The sequence below is a fragment of the Bartonella tamiae Th239 genome (assembly GCF_000278275.1).
Taxonomy (GTDB): domain Bacteria; phylum Pseudomonadota; class Alphaproteobacteria; order Rhizobiales; family Rhizobiaceae; genus Bartonella; species Bartonella tamiae.
On record NZ_JH725147.1, the window covers coordinates 878,567 to 900,559 of the forward strand.

Annotated in this window: 18 protein-coding genes and 1 pseudogene; 11 read left to right on the top strand and 8 right to left on the bottom strand. The window is 38.6% G+C overall.

The window, feature by feature from the left end:
* Position 1: 1 nt before the first annotated feature.
* Together queG and ME5_RS03930 are read right to left on the bottom strand one after the other, a co-directional pair.
* On the bottom strand, positions 2 to 1,132 hold the full coding sequence (gene queG / locus ME5_RS03925; RefSeq protein ID WP_245256486.1) for a tRNA epoxyqueuosine(34) reductase QueG: 1,131 nt from the start codon (positions 1,130 to 1,132) through the stop codon (positions 2 to 4).
* Positions 1,113 to 1,805 (bottom strand): glutathione S-transferase family protein, encoded by a 693-nt coding sequence (locus ME5_RS03930; RefSeq protein WP_008038615.1) that lies wholly within the window; start codon positions 1,803 to 1,805, stop codon positions 1,113 to 1,115. The genes queG and ME5_RS03930 overlap by 20 nt, the downstream gene beginning before the upstream one ends.
* A gap of 135 nt (positions 1,806 to 1,940) precedes the next feature.
* Between ME5_RS03930 and ME5_RS03935 the strand changes: the two genes are divergently transcribed.
* Entirely contained in the window at positions 1,941 to 2,747 is an 807-nt protein-coding gene (locus ME5_RS03935; protein ID WP_008038616.1) for an undecaprenyl-diphosphate phosphatase, read from the top strand.
* 176 nt (positions 2,748 to 2,923) lie between these two features.
* On the opposite strand, the gene yihA is transcribed toward ME5_RS03935, so the two are convergent.
* The 5 genes from yihA to ME5_RS03960 form a co-directional block, all read right to left on the bottom strand.
* Complete coding sequence (gene yihA / locus ME5_RS03940; protein ID WP_008038617.1) at positions 2,924 to 3,571, bottom strand: ribosome biogenesis GTP-binding protein YihA/YsxC; 648 nt, start codon at positions 3,569 to 3,571, stop codon at positions 2,924 to 2,926.
* Positions 3,572 to 5,419, bottom strand: coding sequence for a membrane protein insertase YidC (gene yidC / locus ME5_RS03945; protein ID WP_008038618.1), 1,848 nt, complete (start codon positions 5,417 to 5,419; stop codon positions 3,572 to 3,574).
* Positions 5,420 to 5,442: 23 nt separating this feature from the next.
* Entirely contained in the window at positions 5,443 to 5,802 is a 360-nt protein-coding gene (gene rnpA / locus ME5_RS03950) for a ribonuclease P protein component (protein WP_008038619.1), read from the bottom strand.
* Positions 5,803 to 5,997: 195 nt separating this feature from the next.
* On the bottom strand, positions 5,998 to 6,132 hold the full coding sequence (gene rpmH, locus ME5_RS03955; protein ID WP_035000293.1) for a 50S ribosomal protein L34: 135 nt from the start codon (positions 6,130 to 6,132) through the stop codon (positions 5,998 to 6,000).
* Positions 6,133 to 6,299: 167 nt separating this feature from the next.
* Positions 6,300 to 7,304 carry an Lnb N-terminal periplasmic domain-containing protein gene (locus tag ME5_RS03960; RefSeq protein WP_008038620.1) on the bottom strand — a complete coding sequence of 335 codons (1,005 nt, stop codon included), beginning with the start codon at positions 7,302 to 7,304 and terminating at the stop codon, positions 6,300 to 6,302.
* Between the two features lie 641 nt (positions 7,305 to 7,945).
* Here ME5_RS03960 and ME5_RS03965 point away from each other — a divergent pair.
* From ME5_RS03965 to ME5_RS04010, 10 genes and pseudogenes are all read left to right on the top strand, one after another.
* Positions 7,946 to 8,611, top strand: coding sequence for an alpha/beta hydrolase (locus ME5_RS03965; protein ID WP_425338820.1), 666 nt, complete (start codon positions 7,946 to 7,948; stop codon positions 8,609 to 8,611).
* Positions 8,612 to 8,750: 139 nt separating this feature from the next.
* Positions 8,751 to 9,866 carry an Mrp/NBP35 family ATP-binding protein gene (locus tag ME5_RS03970; protein ID WP_008038622.1) on the top strand — a complete coding sequence of 372 codons (1,116 nt, stop codon included), beginning with the start codon at positions 8,751 to 8,753 and terminating at the stop codon, positions 9,864 to 9,866.
* 66 nt (positions 9,867 to 9,932) lie between these two features.
* Entirely contained in the window at positions 9,933 to 10,121 is a 189-nt protein-coding gene (locus ME5_RS03975) for a hypothetical protein (RefSeq protein ID WP_008038623.1), read from the top strand.
* Between the two features lie 332 nt (positions 10,122 to 10,453).
* Positions 10,454 to 11,155: an orotidine-5'-phosphate decarboxylase gene (gene pyrF / locus ME5_RS03980; protein ID WP_008038624.1), complete on the top strand. Its 702-nt coding sequence runs from the start codon at positions 10,454 to 10,456 to the stop codon at positions 11,153 to 11,155.
* 62 nt (positions 11,156 to 11,217) lie between these two features.
* A pseudogene (gene scpC, locus ME5_RS03985) lies at positions 11,218 to 12,707 on the top strand (succinyl-CoA:acetate CoA-transferase ScpC).
* 97 nt (positions 12,708 to 12,804) lie between these two features.
* Positions 12,805 to 13,689: a 16S rRNA (cytidine(1402)-2'-O)-methyltransferase gene (gene rsmI, locus ME5_RS03990; RefSeq protein ID WP_008038626.1), complete on the top strand. Its 885-nt coding sequence runs from the start codon at positions 12,805 to 12,807 to the stop codon at positions 13,687 to 13,689.
* A gap of 4 nt (positions 13,690 to 13,693) precedes the next feature.
* Positions 13,694 to 14,086, top strand: coding sequence for a YraN family protein (locus ME5_RS03995; protein WP_008038627.1), 393 nt, complete (start codon positions 13,694 to 13,696; stop codon positions 14,084 to 14,086).
* 420 nt (positions 14,087 to 14,506) lie between these two features.
* The gene (locus ME5_RS04000; RefSeq protein WP_008038628.1) at positions 14,507 to 14,752 is read left to right on the top strand and encodes a hypothetical protein; all 246 of its coding nucleotides are present in this window, start codon (positions 14,507 to 14,509) and stop codon (positions 14,750 to 14,752) included.
* A gap of 140 nt (positions 14,753 to 14,892) precedes the next feature.
* Positions 14,893 to 18,633 (top strand): methionine synthase, encoded by a 3,741-nt coding sequence (metH, locus tag ME5_RS04005; RefSeq protein ID WP_008038629.1) that lies wholly within the window; start codon positions 14,893 to 14,895, stop codon positions 18,631 to 18,633.
* A gap of 13 nt (positions 18,634 to 18,646) precedes the next feature.
* Entirely contained in the window at positions 18,647 to 19,411 is a 765-nt protein-coding gene (locus ME5_RS04010; protein WP_008038630.1) for a pyrroline-5-carboxylate reductase, read from the top strand.
* 247 nt (positions 19,412 to 19,658) lie between these two features.
* On the opposite strand, the gene ME5_RS04015 is transcribed toward ME5_RS04010, so the two are convergent.
* A complete protein-coding gene (locus tag ME5_RS04015; protein ID WP_008038631.1) occupies positions 19,659 to 21,920 on the bottom strand; it encodes an AGE family epimerase/isomerase in 2,262 nt (753 codons plus the stop codon).
* Positions 21,921 to 21,993 lie beyond the last annotated feature (73 nt).

Consider the following 21,993-nt stretch of genomic DNA (forward strand, 5'->3'; position numbering starts at 1 on the left):
GTTAAGACTCCCATTCCATTAACACACTCGGATCATGTTGCCGCTTTGTGTATTCTTGTCGCATTATAACGAAATATTCATGACTAACCAATTGTTTCATAGCCCAAACGGCCATTCCTGCAACAAGAGGACTTTCATCTTCAAGCAGTTTTTCAACAGGCATGATGAGAGTGCTATCACCACTATTACCTGCTGCAATTAAACAATTGCGGATAAAACGATGACGACCGATGCGCTTAACAGGTGAAGCGGAAAAAAAACGACGAAATTTGGGGTCATCCAATTCAAGCAACATGGCAAGAGGTGGATTGATAAGATCGTCTCTTGCTTGTAATTTGATTTCGTGTGTTTTGCGTGCAAATTTATTCCATGGACAAACGGACAAACAATCATCGCAGCCATAAATACGATTGCCGATGGCTTTGCGAAAATTTAATGGAATTTGTTCTTTTAATTCGATTGTAAGATAAGAAATGCACCGACGTGCATCCAATTGATAGGGTGCAGGAAATGCATCTGTCGGACATATAGTCAAACACGCACTGCATGAGCCACAATGATCTTTTTCAAACTTATCAAGAGGTAGGGGAATATCGGTAAAAATCGATCCTAAAAACAACCATGATCCGTAATCTTTATTCACAAGATTTGTGTGTTTTCCTTGCCAGCCAAGACCTGCTGCTTGTGCTAATGGTTTTTCCATAACAGGTGCAGTATCCACAAAAATTTTAACATGAGCTCCAGAACGTGCGGCAAAACGTGAAGCAATTTGTTTAAGACGCCCTTTCATAATATCATGATAATCGCGATGTCGCGCATAAACGGAAATATTGCCACAATTTTTATTTTCATTTTTTTTAAGCGGGTTATAGTCTGGCCCATAATTCATGGCGAGCATTATGATGGATTGTGCTTCAGGCCATAAATTTTGAGGTGATATACGTCTTTGTTGCGTTTCACGCATCCATTCCATCGTGCCGTGATAACCTTCATCAAGTGCATGATTAAGGCGTATTCCTGCCTGATCGCTGATTTGATTGGTGATACCAAGCAAATTAAAGCCTTGATTTTCAGCTTCTTTTTGTAAAAATTTTTTTAATTTTATTTGGCGTTCAAAAGTCGAGGTCGGCATAATGAGCACTGGGCGCTAGCCCCCTTATCCGATCATTTAATAAAGGACGAAACGCAGGGCGAGATTTCACCCGCATATACCAATCGCGGCTTGCAGGTGTTTGCGTCCAATCAATTTCACCCATAAAATCAAGAACTGAAAGTGAAGCAGCAGCTGCAAGATCAGCATAAGAAATACGGGTGCCAGCTAACCAGTCACGTGAAGCTGAAAGCCATTCGAGATACTGCATATGAGGGCGAATGTTGGCGCGTGCATTGCGCAATGTTTGAGAATCAGGCGCACCTCCGCCCATTGCCAATGGCATTTCTCTTTTATAAATACGTTCGCGCACGATATGACGCGTGACTTCACTTTCAAATTTCCCTAGAAACCAATCGGTAAGACGACGCACTTCTGCCCGTTCTAGTGAATTTTCAGGAAAAAGTTTTAAATCGCGTTTTAAACTGCCGCGTGTTTCATCTAAATATTCATAGATAACATAAGCACCACACAGCGGTGTTTCGCTTTCTGCTAACAAAACAGGTAAGCTGCCTGCAGGGTTAAGTACTAAAAATTCCCGCCGTCTTGCCCATTCGAATTCTTCGATTAAGTTTGTGGCTATGCCATATTCATGTAAAACAAGCCGTGTAAAACGGGAGGCAGAAGACATCGGATGATGAAAAAGCGTCAGCATGGCTTACCTAGTTTAAAATTGTGCATTTAACGTCTTATAAAGCTCAAATGCGTTAAGAACAAGAAAGGTGTTTTAGGATGCCAAACTAGCCACAACCATGCTTAATGATCGCTTAATAATAAAAGGACAAGTTTTATGGACATTGCTCAATGGGTTCAATCTTTCATTTTAGGGTTGATAGAAGGTGTCACCGAATTTATTCCTGTATCGTCAACAGGACATTTGGTATTAGCAGGACATTTTATGGGGTTTCATTCTACCAATAATACATTTGAAATTCTCATACAGCTTGGTGCAATTTTAGCAATTTTAACGGTCTATTGCGCTAAATTGATGCGTATTATTAAAGCACTTCCTTTTGATCCTTCTGCAAGACGTTTTGTCATTGGGGTTCTACTGGCTTTTTTACCTGCTGTCATTATTGGTATTTTGGCACACGGTTTTATTAAATCTGTTTTATTGGATTCCCCTAAACTTATTTGTATTTCTTTAATTATCGGTGGAATTATTCTTATTATCGTTGATTGTTTGCCTATAAAACCACGTTATACTGATGCAACACACTATCCACTTTCGGTGTATTTTAAAATTGGCCTTTGCCAATGTGTTGCTATGATTCCGGGTGTATCACGATCAGGCTCAACCATTGTTGGTGCATTGCTTATGGGGGCTGATAAACGGTCTGCTGCAGAGTTTTCATTTTTTCTTGCAATGCCTACTATGGTCGGTGCTTTTGCTTATGATCTTATGAAAAATTATAAAGTTTTAACTTGGAATGATGGTGTGTCAATATTCATAGGTTTTTTCGTTGCTTTCATTGCAGGTGTTTTTGTTGTTCGTCGTTTGCTTGATTATGTTTCAAATCATGGTTACCGCTTGTTTGGCTATTGGCGCCTTATTGTCGGAATTCTGGGTCTTTTGGCACTTACATTTTGGGGATAAAAATTCTCAAAGAGGGGTGCATGTCCACTTTCACCTTGATGATAACGTAACTTTTAATAATATAAACGTTTAGAATGTTTACTCAATTATTGTGATGACAAAACGTATTACGTTTTGAAGTTTTGCTGTGCTTATATTTTAATCAATAAAATTGATTTTAAATCTTTTTCAAAATTTTACTGTGTGATTGCTTGTATAATTGCTGCGCGCAATTGGTCTAAACCCATTTTTTTTTCTGATGATGTTGCCAAAAGCTCAGGATAGGATGCTGGTCTTTTTAAAACGCCAGAGCGTGTTGTTTCCAAAAGTTTTGATAATTGTAGCGGTTTAATTTTATCGCCTTTGGTTAAAACGATCTGATAAGAAACCGCCGCTTTATCTAAAAGATTCAAAACGTCGGAATCATTTTTTTTAATGCCATGGCGAGAATCAATTAAGACATAAACACGCTTTAATGTGGTACGGCCTCTTAAATAATCGAAAACCAAACGAGTCCATGCATCAACTTGTGCTTTAGGCGCTTCAGCAAATCCATATCCCGGCATATCCACAAGTGCCATAGGCGGTAAATCACCTTCTACACCGCTATAACCATCAGGAACAAAATAATTCAATTCCTGAGTGCGCCCGGGCGTGTTTGAGGTGCGTGCCAAACCTTTATGACCAAGAATGGCATTGATTAAAGATGATTTTCCTACATTAGAGCGGCCAGCAAAAGCAATCTCAGGTGGCCCTTCAGGCGGCAAAAATTTCATCGAAGGGACGCCGCGAATGAAAATCCAATTGCGGGCAAAAAGTCCCACATTTGTAGGACTATTGCTCACTTATTCAGCCTCTTTTTTAGATTTTTTTGTAAAAATTCCTTTAAGATTATCCCAAAGCTCAATTTTTGCTCCTTGTCTTTTCATAATTATACCTTGTTGAACAATAGAGAGCGTGTTGTTCCATGCCCAGTAAATTACCAGTCCTGCAGGGAATGATGCGAGCATAAATGTAAAGATAACAGGCATCCATGTAAAAATCATAGCTTGAGTTGGATCTGGTGGTGTCGGGTTCATCCGCATTTGCAAAAACATGGTGATGCCCATAATGATTGGCCACGCGCCAATGACCAAAAATGCTGGAACCGCGTAGGGTAACAGTCCAAAAAGATTGAAAAGAGAAGTGGGATCGGGAGCTGCCAAATCCTGAATCCAGCCAAAAAATGGTGCATGGCGCATTTCAATAGTAATATAAAGAACTTTATACAATGCAAAGAATATAGGAAATTGTACCAGTAACGGCCAACAACCAGCTAGTGGATTAATTTTTTCAGTCCGATAAAGCTCCATAATTGCTTTTTGTTGTTTTGCTTTGTCGCTACCGTATTTTTCCTTGATTTCCATCATGGCAGGTTGCACCATTTTCATGCGTGCCATCGATTTATAAGATTTATTGGCAAGAGGAAATAAAATGGCTTTTAAAATCACCGTCACAAGGAGAATGGCTATACCAAAATTGCCCGTTAATTTGTAAAGAAGGTCAATTAGGGCAAACATCGGCTTGGTAATCATTGAGAACCAGCCCCAATCAATCAACAATTCAAATTTTAAAATATTCAGTTTGCTTTGATATTGATTAATAGCTTCAACCCGCTTTGCACCTGCAAAAAGATGATTGGTTATCGATTGTGTTTGTCCTGGTGCAATCGTAAGTGCTTTGCCCGTAAAATCCGATTGATAATGTGTGTTTAAACGATCAAAATAGATGAAACGGCTACTATATTCTTCGTCTTGTGGAGGAATGACTGCGACGGCCCAATACTTATCTGTAATACCAACCCAACCTCCTTTGACATTCGTAAAGGCGATTTTCTTTTGATTTTGTTGATCGGGCTTTAAATCTTTAAGCGCAGAATATTTTTCTGTTTGCAAACCATCATCACCCAAGACACCAATCATACCTTCATGAAGAAGATAATTTGCACTTGCTTCAGTGGGTGGTGCTGCGCGCGCAACGCGCGCATAAGGAAGAATATCAATGGGCGTTTCACTATTATTGGTCACACTATCAGATATGGTAAACATATAATGATCATCAATTGATATTGTGCGACGAAAAACTTGTCCTTGGCCATTATCATAGAACAATGTCACAGGTGTTGATGGTGTAAGAGTTGAATGATCACCTTCGACTTGCCATTCTGAATCAAATTGCGGCAAGGCACCAGCAGGAAGAGCACTATTGGTAAAACCAAATTCGGCAAGATAGGTTGTCGAAAAACCATCAGGGTTGAGAAGGGCGATTTCTGGTGAGTTTTTATCAACCGTCAAATGATAGTTTTTAAGCAAAAGATCATCAAATTGTGCACCAACAAGATTGATTGAACCTTTAAGTTCTGGCGTATCAATAATAACGCGTTGTGACTTTTCAAGCGCCGTGTTTCGAGCTTCTGGCGTCATGTCAATACTGGTACTATTTCCTGGTTGTCCAGCTTGAGGCGGTGTTGCACTTCCTGCTTGTTGTGAGGGAACAGCTTGATGTGTTGATGTTTGATCTTGTTCAATTTGGCGCGCAATTTCTTGCGCTTTTTGCTGTTCAGCGTTTTTGGGACCAACATAAAAAAATTGCCATGCAAGAATAATAATAAAAGACAATCCAATGGCGATGAAAAAATTACGGTTATATTCCATTAAGATCTGTCCTGTTATTTACGTCAGTTTTTCGGTTCATATTTAATCCGACGGTTTATTTCGTGGATCAATTGTTTAAAAGGTGCTTTTAAAGCATCAGGGCGTGCAACAATGACATAATCTGTTCCTGCTTCCATGTCACGTGTTAATCCAACCCGTAAGGCTTCTCTCAATCGTCGTTTAATGCGATTACGCTTTACTGCATTACCGTTTTTACGCGTAACAGTAAATCCCACTCGTGGAGAAGTTTGTTTTAAAATGTTTTCTGGAAGATCACGTTTTTTTACTTCTAGAAGAAAAAAACGACCGCGTCGCTTTTCGCCAGATCTTAAAGACAAAAACTCCGCTCTCTTGCGAAGGCGGAGTGGGGATTTTTCATACATTTAAAACTCTACTTAAAAAAACCATGTCAGGGAATGATTATCTTTAAGAAAAAGATCAAAAACATTCTTATAATTATCATATAAAATTTATGATGATGAGCGTATGTTTAAGCTTTTCCTAAATGAAGGGGCACGTAAATTAAAACGTAGCCCTTATTTTTTGACCATTGTATTGATAGAAATCAATAATTTTCTTTAAGCAGAAAGATTTTTGCGTCCACGTGCGCGACGTGCAGCAATGACTTTGCGGCCACCAGGTGTTGACATGCGAGCACGGAAACCGTGACGACGTTTGCGTACAAGTTTAGAGGGTTGGTAAGTGCGTTTCATTTATTTAACATACCGCGGTGTGCGGCCCTTCTTGGTTCTTTTTGGTGTTGATCACCTGATTGAACATTTTATTAAAAACGTCGTCTCGGCTTTCATTTAAGAGCTAAAAACGATATTTACGGCTCTTATAAAATGCGTTCAGGTTAAAGTCAATCAGTAGACGCCTTTCAATGCGGATTTACGGACAATGGTAAGTCACGAATGGCTCGAGAATATTGATCTCTTGGAAGTGTATTTTTCGGTGTGATGTAAGCATTGTTGACAATTTCTTTAAGAGGCTCGTTTGTTTCGATTAATTGATGATTATAAAGATAAGAGGGAAGTTGTCCTGAAAAAAGAATACGCCAATCAAGTGGAATGCCTGGATCAAGAATGCGCGCCATGTCAAAAACAACCGTTGTGCAATTGGTTGTCAGTGTATTGTAAAATTCTGCTTGTTGAGACAATTCATTGCCCATTTTGAGATAATTTATAAAAAGCTCTTGCATTTTTTTAGGTGGAACAAGCAAAGAATAGCGATAGACATTCTCGCCACGAATATCAGTGCGTAATTTTATAATGTCTTCTTCAGTGGCGGCTATCATAGCCAATTCAAATTGTTTAAAAAATCCTCCAACTGCTGAAAAACGTTCTTTTTTTTCACGACGAATTTCTGCTGAAAAAACAAGATTTTGTCCATCTAAAAACGTAAAACCTACCAATGTATGAGCAATATAAGGACCCATCCAGTAAGAGAGGTAAATATCCATACCAATAATGTCATTAATATTATAGCTTTTGTTGATCCAATTTTCTTTGGCTTTATCTCGACTGATCCAATCAAAATCACGAATATTTTTTATTATGGCACGTTGTGGATCTTCATAATTAATCTCTGCTTGAACCGTGTGTTGAAGTTCGGGCGCCCAGTCGCGATGAAGTGATGGGGTGATGGTTGACCACCAAAGACCAAAGCATACAAACATGCTGATAAGAACAAAGCGGGCAAGCCATGTTTTTTTCCATTCATAAATAAGACCAAAAAGACCAAGTAAAGACCATAATAAAGCAATGATAATAAAGAAAACTGTGTTGCTTGTTAACTGGAACCAGAAGCCAAAAAGACAACAAACAAGTGCAAATAAAGCGATGATGACCCAAAGGACACGTAAAAAACTTTTAAATTTTTTCATCAATAATTTCTTTCTCGCTTTAGGACTTTCATTTGTGTCATTGAGCTCAAACAAGTTAAGTTTTTGTTTTGATCTCAATTTGTCGCAATTAAATTTGCTGTGCTGTATGTTGATGACTGGATCATGTTTTATGAAAACACATTTTTTAAAAAAAAGATTAAATTTTCTATAAAAGTCTCGTCTATAAAACCAGGATAGAACAAGGTTGATTAAAATTTATTGACGCTTTCGTCAAATAGTATCGATCCTTTGTTGAAAATAATGAAGTTAGAAAATACATCTATTTTACTAGTTTATCGGAATTTTAAAAAACATTGAACATTAAGATAGAAAATAACGTTTTGTATTTTCATTAAATTTACACATTTAAATGCGATTTGAGTTCATAAGGAAAACAATACAAACACCACAAGTTTAAGCAGATGAAACAATATTTCTTTTCTTATTTTTTCTTTTTTTTGGCTTCTTCATTGATGTGTTCGATGACGTATGCGTCTCATTATCAAAAACTACTTTCCCAGAAGGAACAAAAAAACAGCAATAGCCTATCTTATTTCACAGTCCAAAATTACGGACCTAATGTAGGATCTGTAGACAATTTAAAGAGTCAAAAGTCTGACACATTGAAAAATCAGAGGTCAATGAATAACAACGTCACAAAAGCTCATAGTGATAAAATTCGTCATCATAAAAATTTTCGATACCGTGTTGATACACCAAAACATCCATCAGGCGAATTGATTGTTTTGTTACATGGATCAGGTGGTGATGACACGACCTTATTTTCATTTGCACGACCTTTATGGCCAAATGCGACCTTGCTAGGCATTCGTGGTCGTTTTGTTCAAGATGGTGAAAATCGATGGTATCGCAAAATAACGGCAACAAAATTTGATCAAAATCAAGTTGTTGATGAAGCTGATGCTTTTGTGGATTTTTTAATGCATTTTGTTGAGAAAGGCCATTATGATTTATCACAGACAACATTTGTTGGATATTCTAATGGCGCCAATTTGCTGGCTGTTATTATGTTAGAAAATCCTGATCTTATTCATCGTGCAATTTTGATGCGTTCAATGCCTGTCCTTGATGATATGCCAAGTGAAAATTTGCAAAAAACCGATGTTTTAACCATTTCGGGCAAAAATGATAAAATATATGCTCGATATGCACCCGTTCTTTCTTCACTTTTACGCGATTGTGGCGCGCGGGTTGATAGCGAAATGGTTGATGCCGATCACATGATCGGTAAGGAAGATGCTGCTATTATTCGGAAATGGATAGAACAAAAAAATCACAATCAATAATGATGACAATTCAATCTGTTTTATTGGCGTGTTGACCATTGTGTATAACTGGCAGTAAAATGAGAGTTTGTTTGATAGAAAAAATGGTTTTCACCATTATTTTCACCATTAAAAGAGCCATTTGTAAAAAGGAAAAATAGTGGGCACGATCACGCGCGAAGATGTTTTAGAGCAGTTAAAAAAAGTTAAAGGTCCCAATTTTGATGGTGATATTGTTTCGCTTGGTCTTTTATCAGAAATTTTTATTGCTGATGGAAAAGTTTTTTTTTCGATCACTGTGCCTGATGAAAAGGCCCATGAACTGGAACCTTTGCGGCAAGCTGCTGAAAAAGTTGTTTTATCATTAAATGGTGTGAAGGCGGCCATTGTAACATTGACTGCCGAAAAAAAGGCATCATCAACGTCATCTTCTGCGACAGAAAATACACAGCCTAAGAAAATCGTTGCTCAATCTGGCTCAAGTCATGGACGTAGCGCACCCTCGCAAAAAGCACCAATTGAGGGTGTTAAACATATTATTGCAGTAGCTTCCGGTAAAGGAGGGGTTGGAAAATCCACAACTGCCATTAATCTTGCTCTTGCCCTTTCTGCTCTTGGTTTAAGAACAGGGCTTTTAGATGCCGATATTTATGGGCCGTCGCTCCCAAGATTGACGGGTCTTATTGATAAAAAACCACATGCAGTAGACGGTATAAAATTAGAACCTTTGGAAAAATACGGTCTCAAACTTATGTCGATGGGTTTTTTAGTTGAAGAGAATAAGCCAATGGTTTGGCGTGGTCCTATGGTTATGTCTGCCGTGACACAAATGTTACGCGATGTGCTTTGGGCACCGCTTGATGTTTTGGTTGTCGATATGCCGCCCGGTACAGGAGATGCGCAATTAACTCTTGCTCAACAAGTGCAACTTACAGGCGCGGTAATTGTCTCAACGCCACAAGATTTAGCGCTCATTGATGCGCGTAAGGGCATTGAAATGTTTTTAAAAGTAGGCATTCCAGTATTGGGTGTTGTTGAAAATATGAGTTATTTTATCGCGCCTGATACGGGTAAGAGATATGATATTTTTGGTCATGGCGGTGCGCGTGATGAGGCTTTGCGGCGGCAAGTTGATTTTTTAGGCGAAGTTCCCTTGGATAGTGATGTGCGCGCTCTATCTGATGCAGGAACGCCTGTTTTTATTGCAAAACCAGAAAGCCCACATGCTCTTTTATATAAAGATATTGCTCTTAAAATTAAAAAACATTTTCGATAAATGAGGCTTTGTAGCGCTTTAGTCTTTGTGATACTTTGGTACGACTTTAAAAGAAGGAATGATCTTATGGCATTTGAGGCTTTGAAAGCAGAAATTGCAAAACTTTTTGAAGATATGGTCAATCAGCCAGAAGATGCGCATGAAATTGAAATGCTTTTGCGTGAAAAGCTTAATCATTTTAAAGTACAAGGACAACCTTTGCCTGATGATCTTGTGGAATTAGAAAAAAAACTCGAAAAAGATTTTGATTCTTAAAATCTGCAAAAATATCAATGACCATAAAAGCTAACTGTCTTTTAAATATTTGTTGCATAATGATGAAAGATCATTTTGTTTATTGAGCTATTGATCATGTTATTTTGTGTATTCTGATTTTTAAGTAATCAAACTCTCTGTTCATTTGAAATTTTTACGTTTGTTATGTCATATTATGTTTTCAACGTTTTTTGGAATCATCAAGGGTATAAATTTTAAATGAAATTGTGCTTATTAAGCTTTAATTTTATTTTCATTGGTCACGTTAAGAGGAAAGACTTTCATTGTGATTGGCTTTGTGTAAAACCGTTTTTGTAATACGGAGAATTGGAATGATAAGTAAGATGCGTGACCGATTAATTGTCGGTTTGGATGTAGCTGATATCGCTGAAGCAGAAAAAATGGTGTATCAGTTGGGTGATACCGTAAGCTTTTATAAAATTGGATATCAACTTCTTTTTGCAGGTGGATTAGATTTTGCCAGCGATCTTGTGCGTTCAGGTAAAAAAATTTTTTTGGATATGAAATTACTTGATATTGATCATACAATTGCCAGTGCTGTTGAAAATATTGTCAAACTTGGTGTGGATATGCTGACACTTCATGCCTATCCAAAAGCGATGCGCGCAGCAGTAGACGCAGCTAAAGGCAGTAATCTTTGTCTTTTAGGGGTAACAATCTTAACTTCTATGGATGAAGATGATATGAAAGAAGCAGGCTATAGTGATAGTCCTGAAGCCATGGTGGTTAAACGGGCAAAGCAAGCCCATGATGCTGGTATGGGAGGGATTGTTGCTTCTGCAGCAGAAGCTACTTTGTTACGACAGCTTATTGGTGAAGATATGGCGCTTGTGACCCCTGGGATTCGTCTAAATGGTGGAGATAAAGGCGATCAAAAACGTGTCATGACTCCAAAAGATGCGATTTTAGCAGGCGCTAGTCATCTGGTTCTCGCTCGCCCTATTATTCAAGCACATAACCCTTTACAGGCTGCACAACAGATCTTGTTAGAAATGGAACAAGCGCTCGATTAGTGATTTTTGCAAAAGATCAGTTTATATAAGCATAGCGCGGTCCATTCTTTTGGAGAGTGATCATGTATGAAGATCGAATTCGCAATCATAACTTAAAGAATAAGATCGTATCTGCCGACCAAGCAGCAGGCCTTATAAAGGATGGCATGATAATTGGTATGAGCGGATTTACACGCGCAGGTGATGTGAAAGAAGTGCCTCTTGCAATGGCAAAAAGGGCAAAGCGCGATCCATTCCAAATCACATTAATAACAGGTGCTTCTCTTGGTCACGATGTTCATAAATATTATGTGATGCGCATATTACAAAGCGTCGCATGCCCTTTCAAGTGGATACAACCTTGCGTAAGGCTATTAATTGCGGCGAGGTCATGTTTATTGATCAACATTTATCAGAAACTGTTGAGAAATTACGCGCAAATCAGATCGGCAGCATTGATTACGCCATTGTTGAAGCCTTGGCAATTACCGAAGATGGAGGCATAGTTCCTACTACATCTATTGGTAATTCAGCAAGCTTTGCAATTTTAGCTAGCAAAATAATTTTGGAAATCAATACTTCAACCAATCCAGCGCTTGAGGGGTTGCACGATATTTATATCCCCACAAAGAGACCATCACGAGACCCAATACCAGTGATATCTTGTCATAGTCGGATAGGTTTGCCTTATATTGAAGTGCCGAAAGAAGAAATAGTCGCCATCGTGATAACACATCAAGAAGACAGTCCGTCTTCCATTTTACCTGCAGATGATGAAACCAATGCGATTGCCCATCTTCTTGTCGATTTTTTTGCACATGAAGTTAAAAAAGGACGTTTGGACATGACACTTAATCCTTTGCAAGCAGGCATTGGTACAATTGCCAATGCTGTGCTTACCGGTTTGGTGGAGAGTCATTTTGATCATTTGCGTATGTATATTGAAGTTTTACAAGATTTTACTTTTAAACTTTTTGATTCAGGAAAATTGGATTTTGCCTCTGCGTCTTCTATCACATTAAGTCAATCTTGTGCGCAGGCGGTGTTTCCAAATATCGATAAATATAAAAACCGCCTTATTTTGCGCCCACAAGAAATATCCAACCATCCTGAAGTGATTCGTAGATTGGGAATTATTGCTATCAATACCGCGCTTGAATGTGACATTTATGGCAATATCAATTCAACGCATATCGGTGGCACGCACATGATGAATGGAATCGGCGGTTCGGTTGATTTTGCACGTAATGCTTATCTTTCAATATTCATTACCAAATCCATTGCTAAGGAAGGAAAAATTTCTTCTATTGTACCCATGGTGAAGCATGTTGATCATACTGAACACGATGTTGATATTATTGTAACGGAAACAGGTTTAGCTGATTTGCGTGGGCTTGCGCCGCGAGAGCGCGCATCGATAATTATAGAAAATTGTGCTCATCGCCTTTATCGCGATCATTTAAGAGAATATTATAAAAAAGCGTGTACATTACGCGGTGGACAAACCCCTCATATCATTGAAAATGCTTTTTTATTGCATCAAAGTTTAGCAAAAACTGGATCAATGCTTTAAAAAAAGATAATGAATTCTGTAAACATTGTTGCTAGATCACAAATCATGAAGAATGCGTTTATAACATAAAATTTGGTTGAACAATATAAGGTAGAGTGTGAGAGAAAAAAAATATTTTATTGGCAATCAAACATATCTTGCGCCGCCTATTGAGCCCGCACTTTATTTAGTATCAACGCCAATTGGTCATCTTTGTGATATCAGTTTGCGAGCGCTTTCAATATTGGCTGCTTGTGACGTGCTTGTATGTGAGGATAAGCGTGTCACCAAAATATTGCTGGATCGTTATGTAATTCGTCAGCATATGCGTGCCTATCATGAACATAATGCTAAGGAAGTCGGGCCTCAACTTATTGAAGAATTGTTGAATGGAAAATCACTGGCATTGGTGAGTGATGCAGGAACGCCGCTCATCTCTGATCCCGGTTATAAATTGGTCGATGAAGCACGCAAAAAGGGTATAAATATAATTCCCATACCTGGCGCATCTGCACTTTTAGCGGCTTTGGTTGCGACAGGTCTTCCAACCGACAGTTTTTTCTTTGCAGGATTTTTAACGACAAAAAAACAGCAAAGAAAACAGCGTTTAGAACAATTATGCTCTATTCCAGGATCTTTAATATTTTACGAATCTCCCCATCGGGTTAAAGAAACATTGGTTGATATGGCTGCCATATTAGGTTTTGATCGTCGTGCGGCCCTTTGTCGAGAATTGACAAAAAAATTCGAAACAGTGGATGTTTCAACTTTGGGTGATTTGGCTAAACGCTACGGTGAGGAGGAACGTATACGCGGTGAAATCGTCCTTGTTGTGGAAGAAGCAAAAAAAGAAAAATTGGAATTGACAAAAGAAGCAGTTGATGCACTGCTTTTAGAATTATCACGAGATCTTTCGACTGCAAAGGCGGCAGCAGAGGCCATGCGAATAACGGGATTAAAAAAGCAGGATCTCTTTCAACGTCTTGTCCAGATAAAGAAGTAAAATCATGAAAAACACTCAAGACTTCGTGAAAAACGCAAAAAGAAAAGCTTTTAAACGCGGTCTTAATGGTGAACGTAAGGCCGCTTTATGGTTGCAACTTAAAGGGTTTCATATTGCTGCAAGGCGTTTTAAAACACGTCATGGCGAGATTGATCTTATAGCACGCAGAGGACGTCTCGTTGCAATTGTTGAAGTTAAAGCTCGTCGCAGTCTTGCCGAAGCAATGGAGGCAGTCAACACTATGAGCGCACACCGCATAGAACAGGCTTGTGATATTTGGCTTGCACGTCAAGCCGATCATGACCAATTATATGTGCGCTTTGATTTGATTGCAATTATGCCTTATCGTCTACCCAAGCATATTCCGAATATTTTTCAAACCAAAATTAAAAATTAATCTCATAATATAATGTCTTTTTCATTTTATTGTATTTATGGATTGTATCTGTAAATATCAGCGACTTTTATGATGAAAATTATCTTATTTTCCTGACCTCATAAAACACTCCTTTTTATATTTATAATTCTCGCACTTTCTTCATAAAGCAAATCTTATTTTAAAAAATTATTGTCTCTAAGTAATTTTTGAATGCATAAAGGGCTCCAAACACAGTGTTTATAAAAAATTTTATGATCCCTTTTCGAAGTATCTTAAAAAGATATAAAAATGTCATTTTTTGGAAACCTTTGGCACCAAAATAAAGTTATTAATGAATATTATTGAATAGTTTTAAAAGAAAAAACATTTCGTTTTTTATTACGATGCGTTAAAAGAGAAATGAAATACTAATAAAAATAGCGATGATGAGGATTCCCCATGGACGATTATGAAAAATTCGCTGTCGGTCTTTTAATTATGTTTGGCATGCTTATCATCGGTGGCCTGATGGCGGTTCATATTGTGACGTTAAACAAGCCTGGTTTTATATTTGCACTTTCAGCCGGCGTTGTCGGTTGGTTTTCAGCCTTTGCAATTTTGTTTGATCGTCCACGCATGTATCTTGGCTTTATCGTGCTTGCAATAATATGCGTTGCTATTTCTATTGGATTATATGTGCGATAAATTTTTTTGATTCGATAAACGCCCGATTTTTCGGCATTTTTTTATATTACATTTGAGAATGCATCACTTTTCAAAAAGCGACTTTTATTGACATAAAGATTTCTTTATGTCAATAAAAGTCGCTTGATAAGGAAAGTTTTATGTCACATCCCGCTAGCCGTTTATTTGGAAATATTGAGCCTGCAACTGATCGTATCGCACTTTTGCAAGCCGCTGCTCAGGAGCGTATTTTGATCCTTGATGGCGCTATGGGAACGCAAATTCAAGACTTGCATTATGATGAAAAAGATTTTCGCGGTCATCGCTTTGTTTCATGTGATTGTGCTTTGCAGGGAAATAATGACCTTTTAACGCTCACTCAACCAAAAGCGATTGAAGATATTCATTTTCGTTATGCAATAGCAGGCGCGGATATTCTCGAAACCAACACATTTTCTTCAACCTCGATTGCGCAAGCAGATTATGGTATGGAAGATATGGTTTATGAATTAAATCGTGATGGTGCTCGTTTGGCACGACGTGCCGCAGAACGTGCAGAAGCGCAAGATGGCAAGCCGCGTTTTGTGGCAGGAGCCATAGGTCCTACTAATCGTACAGCGTCTATTTCACCTGATGTCAATAATCCTGGTTATCGTGCTGTCAGTTTTGATGATTTGCGCGTGGCATATGGGGAGCAGATGCGTGGCCTTATTGATGGCGGTGCGGATCTTTTATTAATTGAAACTATTTTTGATACGTTGAATGCTAAAGCGGCTATTTTTGCTGCAGAAGAAATTTTTGCTGAAAAAGAGGTGCGTTTGCCCATTATGATTTCTGGCACAATCACCGATATGTCAGGGCGGACACTTTCTGGGCAAACGCCTACAGCTTTTCTTTATTCTGTAGCGCATGCTGATCCGTTTTCAATTGGATTGAATTGTGCCTTAGGCGCAAATGCTATGTTACCTCTTATTAAAGAAATGTCTGAAAAAACTGAAAGTTTTATTTGCGTTTATCCCAATGCTGGTTTGCCAAATGCTTTTGGTGAATATGATGAAAGTGCCGATTATATGGCGGCGCAGATTGAACACTATGCTCGTGATGGTCTTATTAATATTGTTGGTGGATGTTGTGGCACAACACCTGATCATATCCGTGCTATTGCTGCAAAAGTTAAAGATTACAAACCACGTGAAATTTCACAAATTGAAAAAAAATTGCGTCTTTCTGGATTAGAGCCGTTTACGTTGAGTGATGATATTCCTTTTGTAAATGTTGGAGAACGGACGAATGTCACAGGTTCAGCGCGTTTTCGAAAACTGATAACAAATAATGATTATACTGCAGCGCTTGATGTGGCACGGGATCAGGTTGAAAATGGTGCACAGATTATTGATATTAATATGGATGAGGGCCTGATTGATTCACAAGCCGTTATGCATGATTATCTTAATCTTTTGGCAGCAGAGCCTGATATTGCACGCGTGCCAATTATGCTTGATTCTTCAAAATGGGAGGTCATTGAAGCTGGTCTAAAATGTGTTCAAGGTAAATCGGTTGTCAATTCAATTTCGTTGAAAGAGGGTGAAGAAAATTTCATTCATCAAGCGCGTCTTGCACGGGCTTATGGTGCGGCTATTGTGGTGATGGCATTTGATGAAAAAGGACAGGCGGATACAAAAGAACGCAAAATAGAAATATGTACGCGCGCTTATGCTATATTAACAGAGCAGGTTGGATTTCCACCACAAGATATAATTTTTGATCCTAATATTTTTGCCGTTGCAACGGGAATTGACGAGCATAATAATTATGGCGTTGATTTTATTGAGGCGACAAAAGAAATTAGAGAAACTTTGCCTTTTGCTCACATATCAGGTGGTGTTTCTAATCTTTCCTTTTCATTTCGTGGAAATGAACCTGTTCGTGAAGCCATGCATTCGGTTTTTCTTTATCGTGCAATTGCCGCTGGGATGGATATGGGCATTGTAAATGCAGGCCAATTGGCAGTATATGAATCAATAGATCCAAAACTGCGTAAAGCGTGTGAAGATGTGGTTTTAAACCATGATGAAGGCGCGACAGAACGCCTTCTTGCTTTGGCAGAAGATTATGCAGGACAAACTTCAGGTCGCCCAAAGGAGAAAGATTTAACCTGGCGAACATGGACTGTTGAAAAACGTCTGGAGCATGCACTTGTCAATGGTATTACAGAATATATTGATGAAGACACTGAAGAAGCACGTCTTCAAGCCAATCGTCCTTTAGAAGTGATTGAAGGACCCCTTATGGCAGGAATGAATGTGGTGGGTGATCTTTTTGGCGCAGGTAAAATGTTTTTGCCGCAAGTGGTGAAATCTGCACGTGTGATGAAACAAGCTGTGGCTATTTTGTTACCTTATATGGAAGAAGAAAAACGACTAAATGGTGGGCAAGGACGTCAAAGTGCAGGTAAAATTATTATGGCGACTGTCAAAGGTGACGTTCATGATATTGGTAAGAATATTGTTGGTGTTGTTCTTGCATGTAATAATTATGAAATAGTTGACCTTGGTGTGATGGTGCCTGCACAAAAAATATTAGATGTTGCTCGTGAAGAAAAAGCCGATGCGATAGGTCTATCAGGTCTCATTACTCCTTCTTTAGATGAAATGTCCAATGTTGCAGCAGAGATGCAAAAGCAGGGTTTTGATATCCCCTTATTAATAGGTGGTGCGACGACAAGCCGTGTGCATACAGCGGTCAAAATTCATCCACGTTATCAACGTGGACAAAGTGTTTATGTGCTTGATGCCAGCCGTGCGGTGGGGGTTGTTTCTTCCTTATTATCACCGCAGATGAAAGAAAAAACAGTTGAAACTTTACGTGCAGAATATGCTCAAGTCGCCAAAACACATGAAAAAAATGAAGCGGCAAAAAAACGTCTTGCGCTTCAAGATGCGCGTGCAAATGCTTTAAAATTGGACTTTAGCACATACCAACCGACAAAACCTTCATTTTTAGGGACACAAACTTTTGATCATTGGGATCTAAGTGAATTAGCAAGCTATATTGATTGGACACCATTTTTTCAAAGCTGGGAATTACGGGGGCGTTATCCCGCAATTTTAGAAGATGAAAAGCAAGGTGAAACAGCACGTCAATTATTTCACGATGCGCAAACCATGCTTAAAAAAATTATTGCTGAAAAATGGTTTGACCCAAAAGCAGTGATTGGCTTTTGGCCAGCAAATCGTGTTGGTGATGATATTGAACTTTATACAGATGATAATCGTCAACATGTTCTTGATACGTTTTATACATTGCGTCAACAATTAACGAAGCGTGATGGAAAACCAAATCTTGCACTCGCTGATTTTATAGCACCCAAAGGTGTTGCCGATTATTTGGGTGGATTTGTGGTCACAGCTGGAATGGGTGAACAAGCGATTGCTGAAGAATTTGAACGCAACAATGACGATTACTCGGCAATTCTTGTTAAAGCCTTGTCAGATCGTTTTGCAGAAGCATTTGCGGAATGTTTGCATGAATATGTGCGCAAAATTTATTGGGGATACGCACCTGATGAGGCGGTATCAAAAGACGATCTTATTGCTGAAAAATATGCGGGCATTCGTCCGGCTCCGGGATATCCAGCGCAACCAGATCATACGGAAAAACGTACTTTATTTCATCTACTTAACGCCCATCAAACCACAGGTGTTGCGTTAACTGAAAGTTTTGCTATGTGGCCGGGGTCCTCTGTTGCGGGGCTCTATTTTTCTCATCCTGAAAGTTATTATTTTGGTGTGGCAAAAGTAGAGCGTGATCAGGTTGAAGATTATGCTGCGCGAAAATCAATGGATATTGAAGAGGTTGAGCGCTGGCTTGGTCCAGTACTGAATTATATCAAAGAAACATGACAAAGGCACGATTATGAAAATTGGTTTTATTGGAACAGGAACAATAGCTTCCGCAATGATTGAAGGTTTGATGTCGACGAAATTAAACATTTCGTCTATAACAATCTCGCCCCGTAATGAAAAGATTGCGGCTGATCTTGCAGCGCGATATTCTCTTGTTCATATTGGTGTCAGCAATCAACATGTCATTGATCAAAGCGAGATTGTCTTTTTATGTTTACGCAGTCAAATCGCAAAAGACGTTTTAGAAGCGCTTAAGTTTAATTCATCTCATCTTGTTGTTTCGGTTCTTGCAATGGCTATGGCGCAAGAAGTTTCGCAGTGGATAGGTCAATCTGTTTACCGTGCCGTACCACTTCCCTTTGTTGGTGAAAGAAAAGGTTTAACTCCTATTTATCCTGATCAGCCTGTTTTACGTACTCTCTTTGATGCGCTAGGGGGAACTTTGAGTCTCAAAGATGAAAATCAATTTAATCTTATGATGACAGCAGGTTCGCTTATGGGTGTTTATTTTAATATCATAGAAACATCCAATCAATGGTTACAAAAAAACGGTTTGGATTCTTTTCAAGCCTCCTCGTTTTTGTCCGTTATGTTTGGTAATCTTGCTGATGAAACACGCAAAAATAGTCACCCCAATTATCAAAACTTAGAATCAGAATTTTCAACGAAAAATGGAACCAATGAACTTGTTTCAAACTGCTTTCGTGAAAATGGTGGTAATAATGCTCTTATTCAAAGTCTAGACACGGCTTTTGAGCGGATAAAAGGTCAATAATTTTTCATCATGAAAATCATTGTTGCGTGTGGAAGGGCGTTTTATTGTCACAATATATAAGAAGCACTCTTTTGTAGGCTTATTTTTAAACACGAAAAAAAATTTTTCAAACTTTGGTATTACCACCTGAAAAGCGTTTTTCTCATATGCATAAATTTATTTTCAACTTTTTAGCATTAAGATCCCAAAATAATTTCGCGAAGATGATGCGTGATATAGGGTGCCTATACTAAAATTTTGATTTCTTTTACTGAGATGTTTTTTTTATAAATTCTCGATATTGTGTTAAAGCGGTAATCATATGATAAAAAATAGATGCTGGAACATCTTTTGCTATGGAACGACCGTTTTCCGAGATTTTATCAATCCATAATCCTTTTGGTGCAGCCTCAATATGCCAACGAAAAAGACGCCCAACGCGGGCTTCTATTTCAGGCTTGAGATCAGGGCCTTGATTACCATCAAGCGCAATTGCCGCTTTAATGGCTTCGGTTTGTGGCCAACTGCGTGAATGTGTGTCTACAGGCATGCCATGGCGAGAAATTGTATTATAAGCTAAACCTGTCGCGCGGTTTAAACCATTGGCAATGGTCGAAGCATAAAGCTTTTTGGCTAATTTTACGCTATGGGGATCATGCTTTTTATTTGAATAATCAATAAGTAATGATGACCACTCAAAATGATGTCCTGGTTCACATAAATCGCCATCTGCATTATCAAGCCGTTGCCAATCATTGTCAAAATATTCGCCCAGAGTCCATGTGTCCTCATCAAAAAAATGGCTCTTAAAAAGATTAACAATATGTGTTGCACGTTGCAAATAGTCAGTGTTTCCTGTGACATCATACCATGCAAGAAAACACTCAAGTAAGTGCATATGCGGATTTGAGCGGCGATAAATTTTTGTCTTCTCAGTTTTCGTGTTTTCTAAAAAACCCTGAGTACCTTTGACAGTTAAAAAATGATCAAGAAAAGAAAAAATTTCCATAGCAAGTGGTAAAGCTTTTGCATGACCAATATGATGGGCATGTGCAAGGGCTAAAAGCACACAAGATTGGTCATAACTTTCTTGTGTTGCATTTATTACCTCACCATTGCGTGATAAATGTGAGGCAAAGCCACCATTTTCAAGCTGTCCATGACGTGAGATAAAATGAATACCATGATCAATCAGATCTTGATAAGGTCCGTCCCACCCCATTTGACCTGCCATGGCAAAAGCATAGATTTGGCGCGCCATCGTGCGCATGCGTTTTTCACGTAAAATAGGTAGACCGTCAAAACTTAAAGCTTCATGAAACCCTCCCATTTCATCAACACCACGTGTTGACCATAGAGGAAGCGTTTCTTCAAATAACCAGTGTTCAACACGTGGAATATAGGCACCACTTTGGGGCATTTTATCAATGGCTGGGGTAAATTTTGTTTCCAATCGCCCCGCTTTTTCAAGAGCAGATACAATATCACGGACATTTTGACTTTGGTTGACAGGTGCGACAAAGGTTGCATCATGGGTTGCAACAACAGCCATATGATCAAGACCAACTGTTGATAAAAGTCCGGATTGGGAACGCAAATAACTGCCTTTACAATTAATCGCAACAACATCACCAATAATAACATTGCCATTTTCATCAAGTGGCGTGGGGCTTGAGTGATGATCAAGAAGAGATTGCCATGAGCCTAAATCATTCCATTGAAAACGAGCAGGAACTAATGCGATATCGTGGACATTTTCCATAATGGCATAATCAATGGAATCGCTTGGGACGTGACTATACGCATCGAAATTTAACCATGTCCCTGAAATATCTGTATGAGAAGTCTTTAATGCGTTTTCTGTTTGATCCCAAATATCATTTTGATAAGTTTGAAACGCTTTTTTCATAGTCGCGGCTGAAAAGAGAAAAATCCCTGAATTCCAGAAAAAATGAGGTGATTTTAGATAATCTATTGCGGTTTTTTCATTAGGCTTTTCAACAAAACGTAAGACTTCAAAAAAATTGTTATTTTGCGCACCAATTTCGATATAACCATAGCCCGTTTCTGGTTTATTAGGGCGAATGCCAAACAAAACGATATGACCATTTTGTGCTGCTTTAATGCCTTCTTCAATACTTTCCCAAAAAGCGTCATGAGTGGTAATTTCATGGTCAGAAGGCACGATCAGCATTAAACTTTCATCACCATAATTTTTAAGTGTGATGTGGGTGGCAAGAGCGACAGCAGCAGCAGTATTACGACCAATGGGTTCAAAAATGGGTGATCCACCATGAAGGTCTAATCCTGCAATATCTTCACGCAAGCGATATTCATGATTTTCTGATGCAATGAGATAAATAGGATCATTTCGTGATTTTCGCGCGTTTAAACGCTTGATTGTACGCGAAACCATTGAACCTTTACCTGACAAGTCATGAAATTGTTTTGGAAAATCTTCTCTAGATAAAGGCCAAAGACGTGATCCAATACCGCCACTCATAATAAAACTAATAATTTTTTTAGCCATTTGATAGTCCTAAATCCTTTATAAAAAGGGATAGTTTTGTTATGTGATCTTTTCAAGGATTATGTTTTTGTTT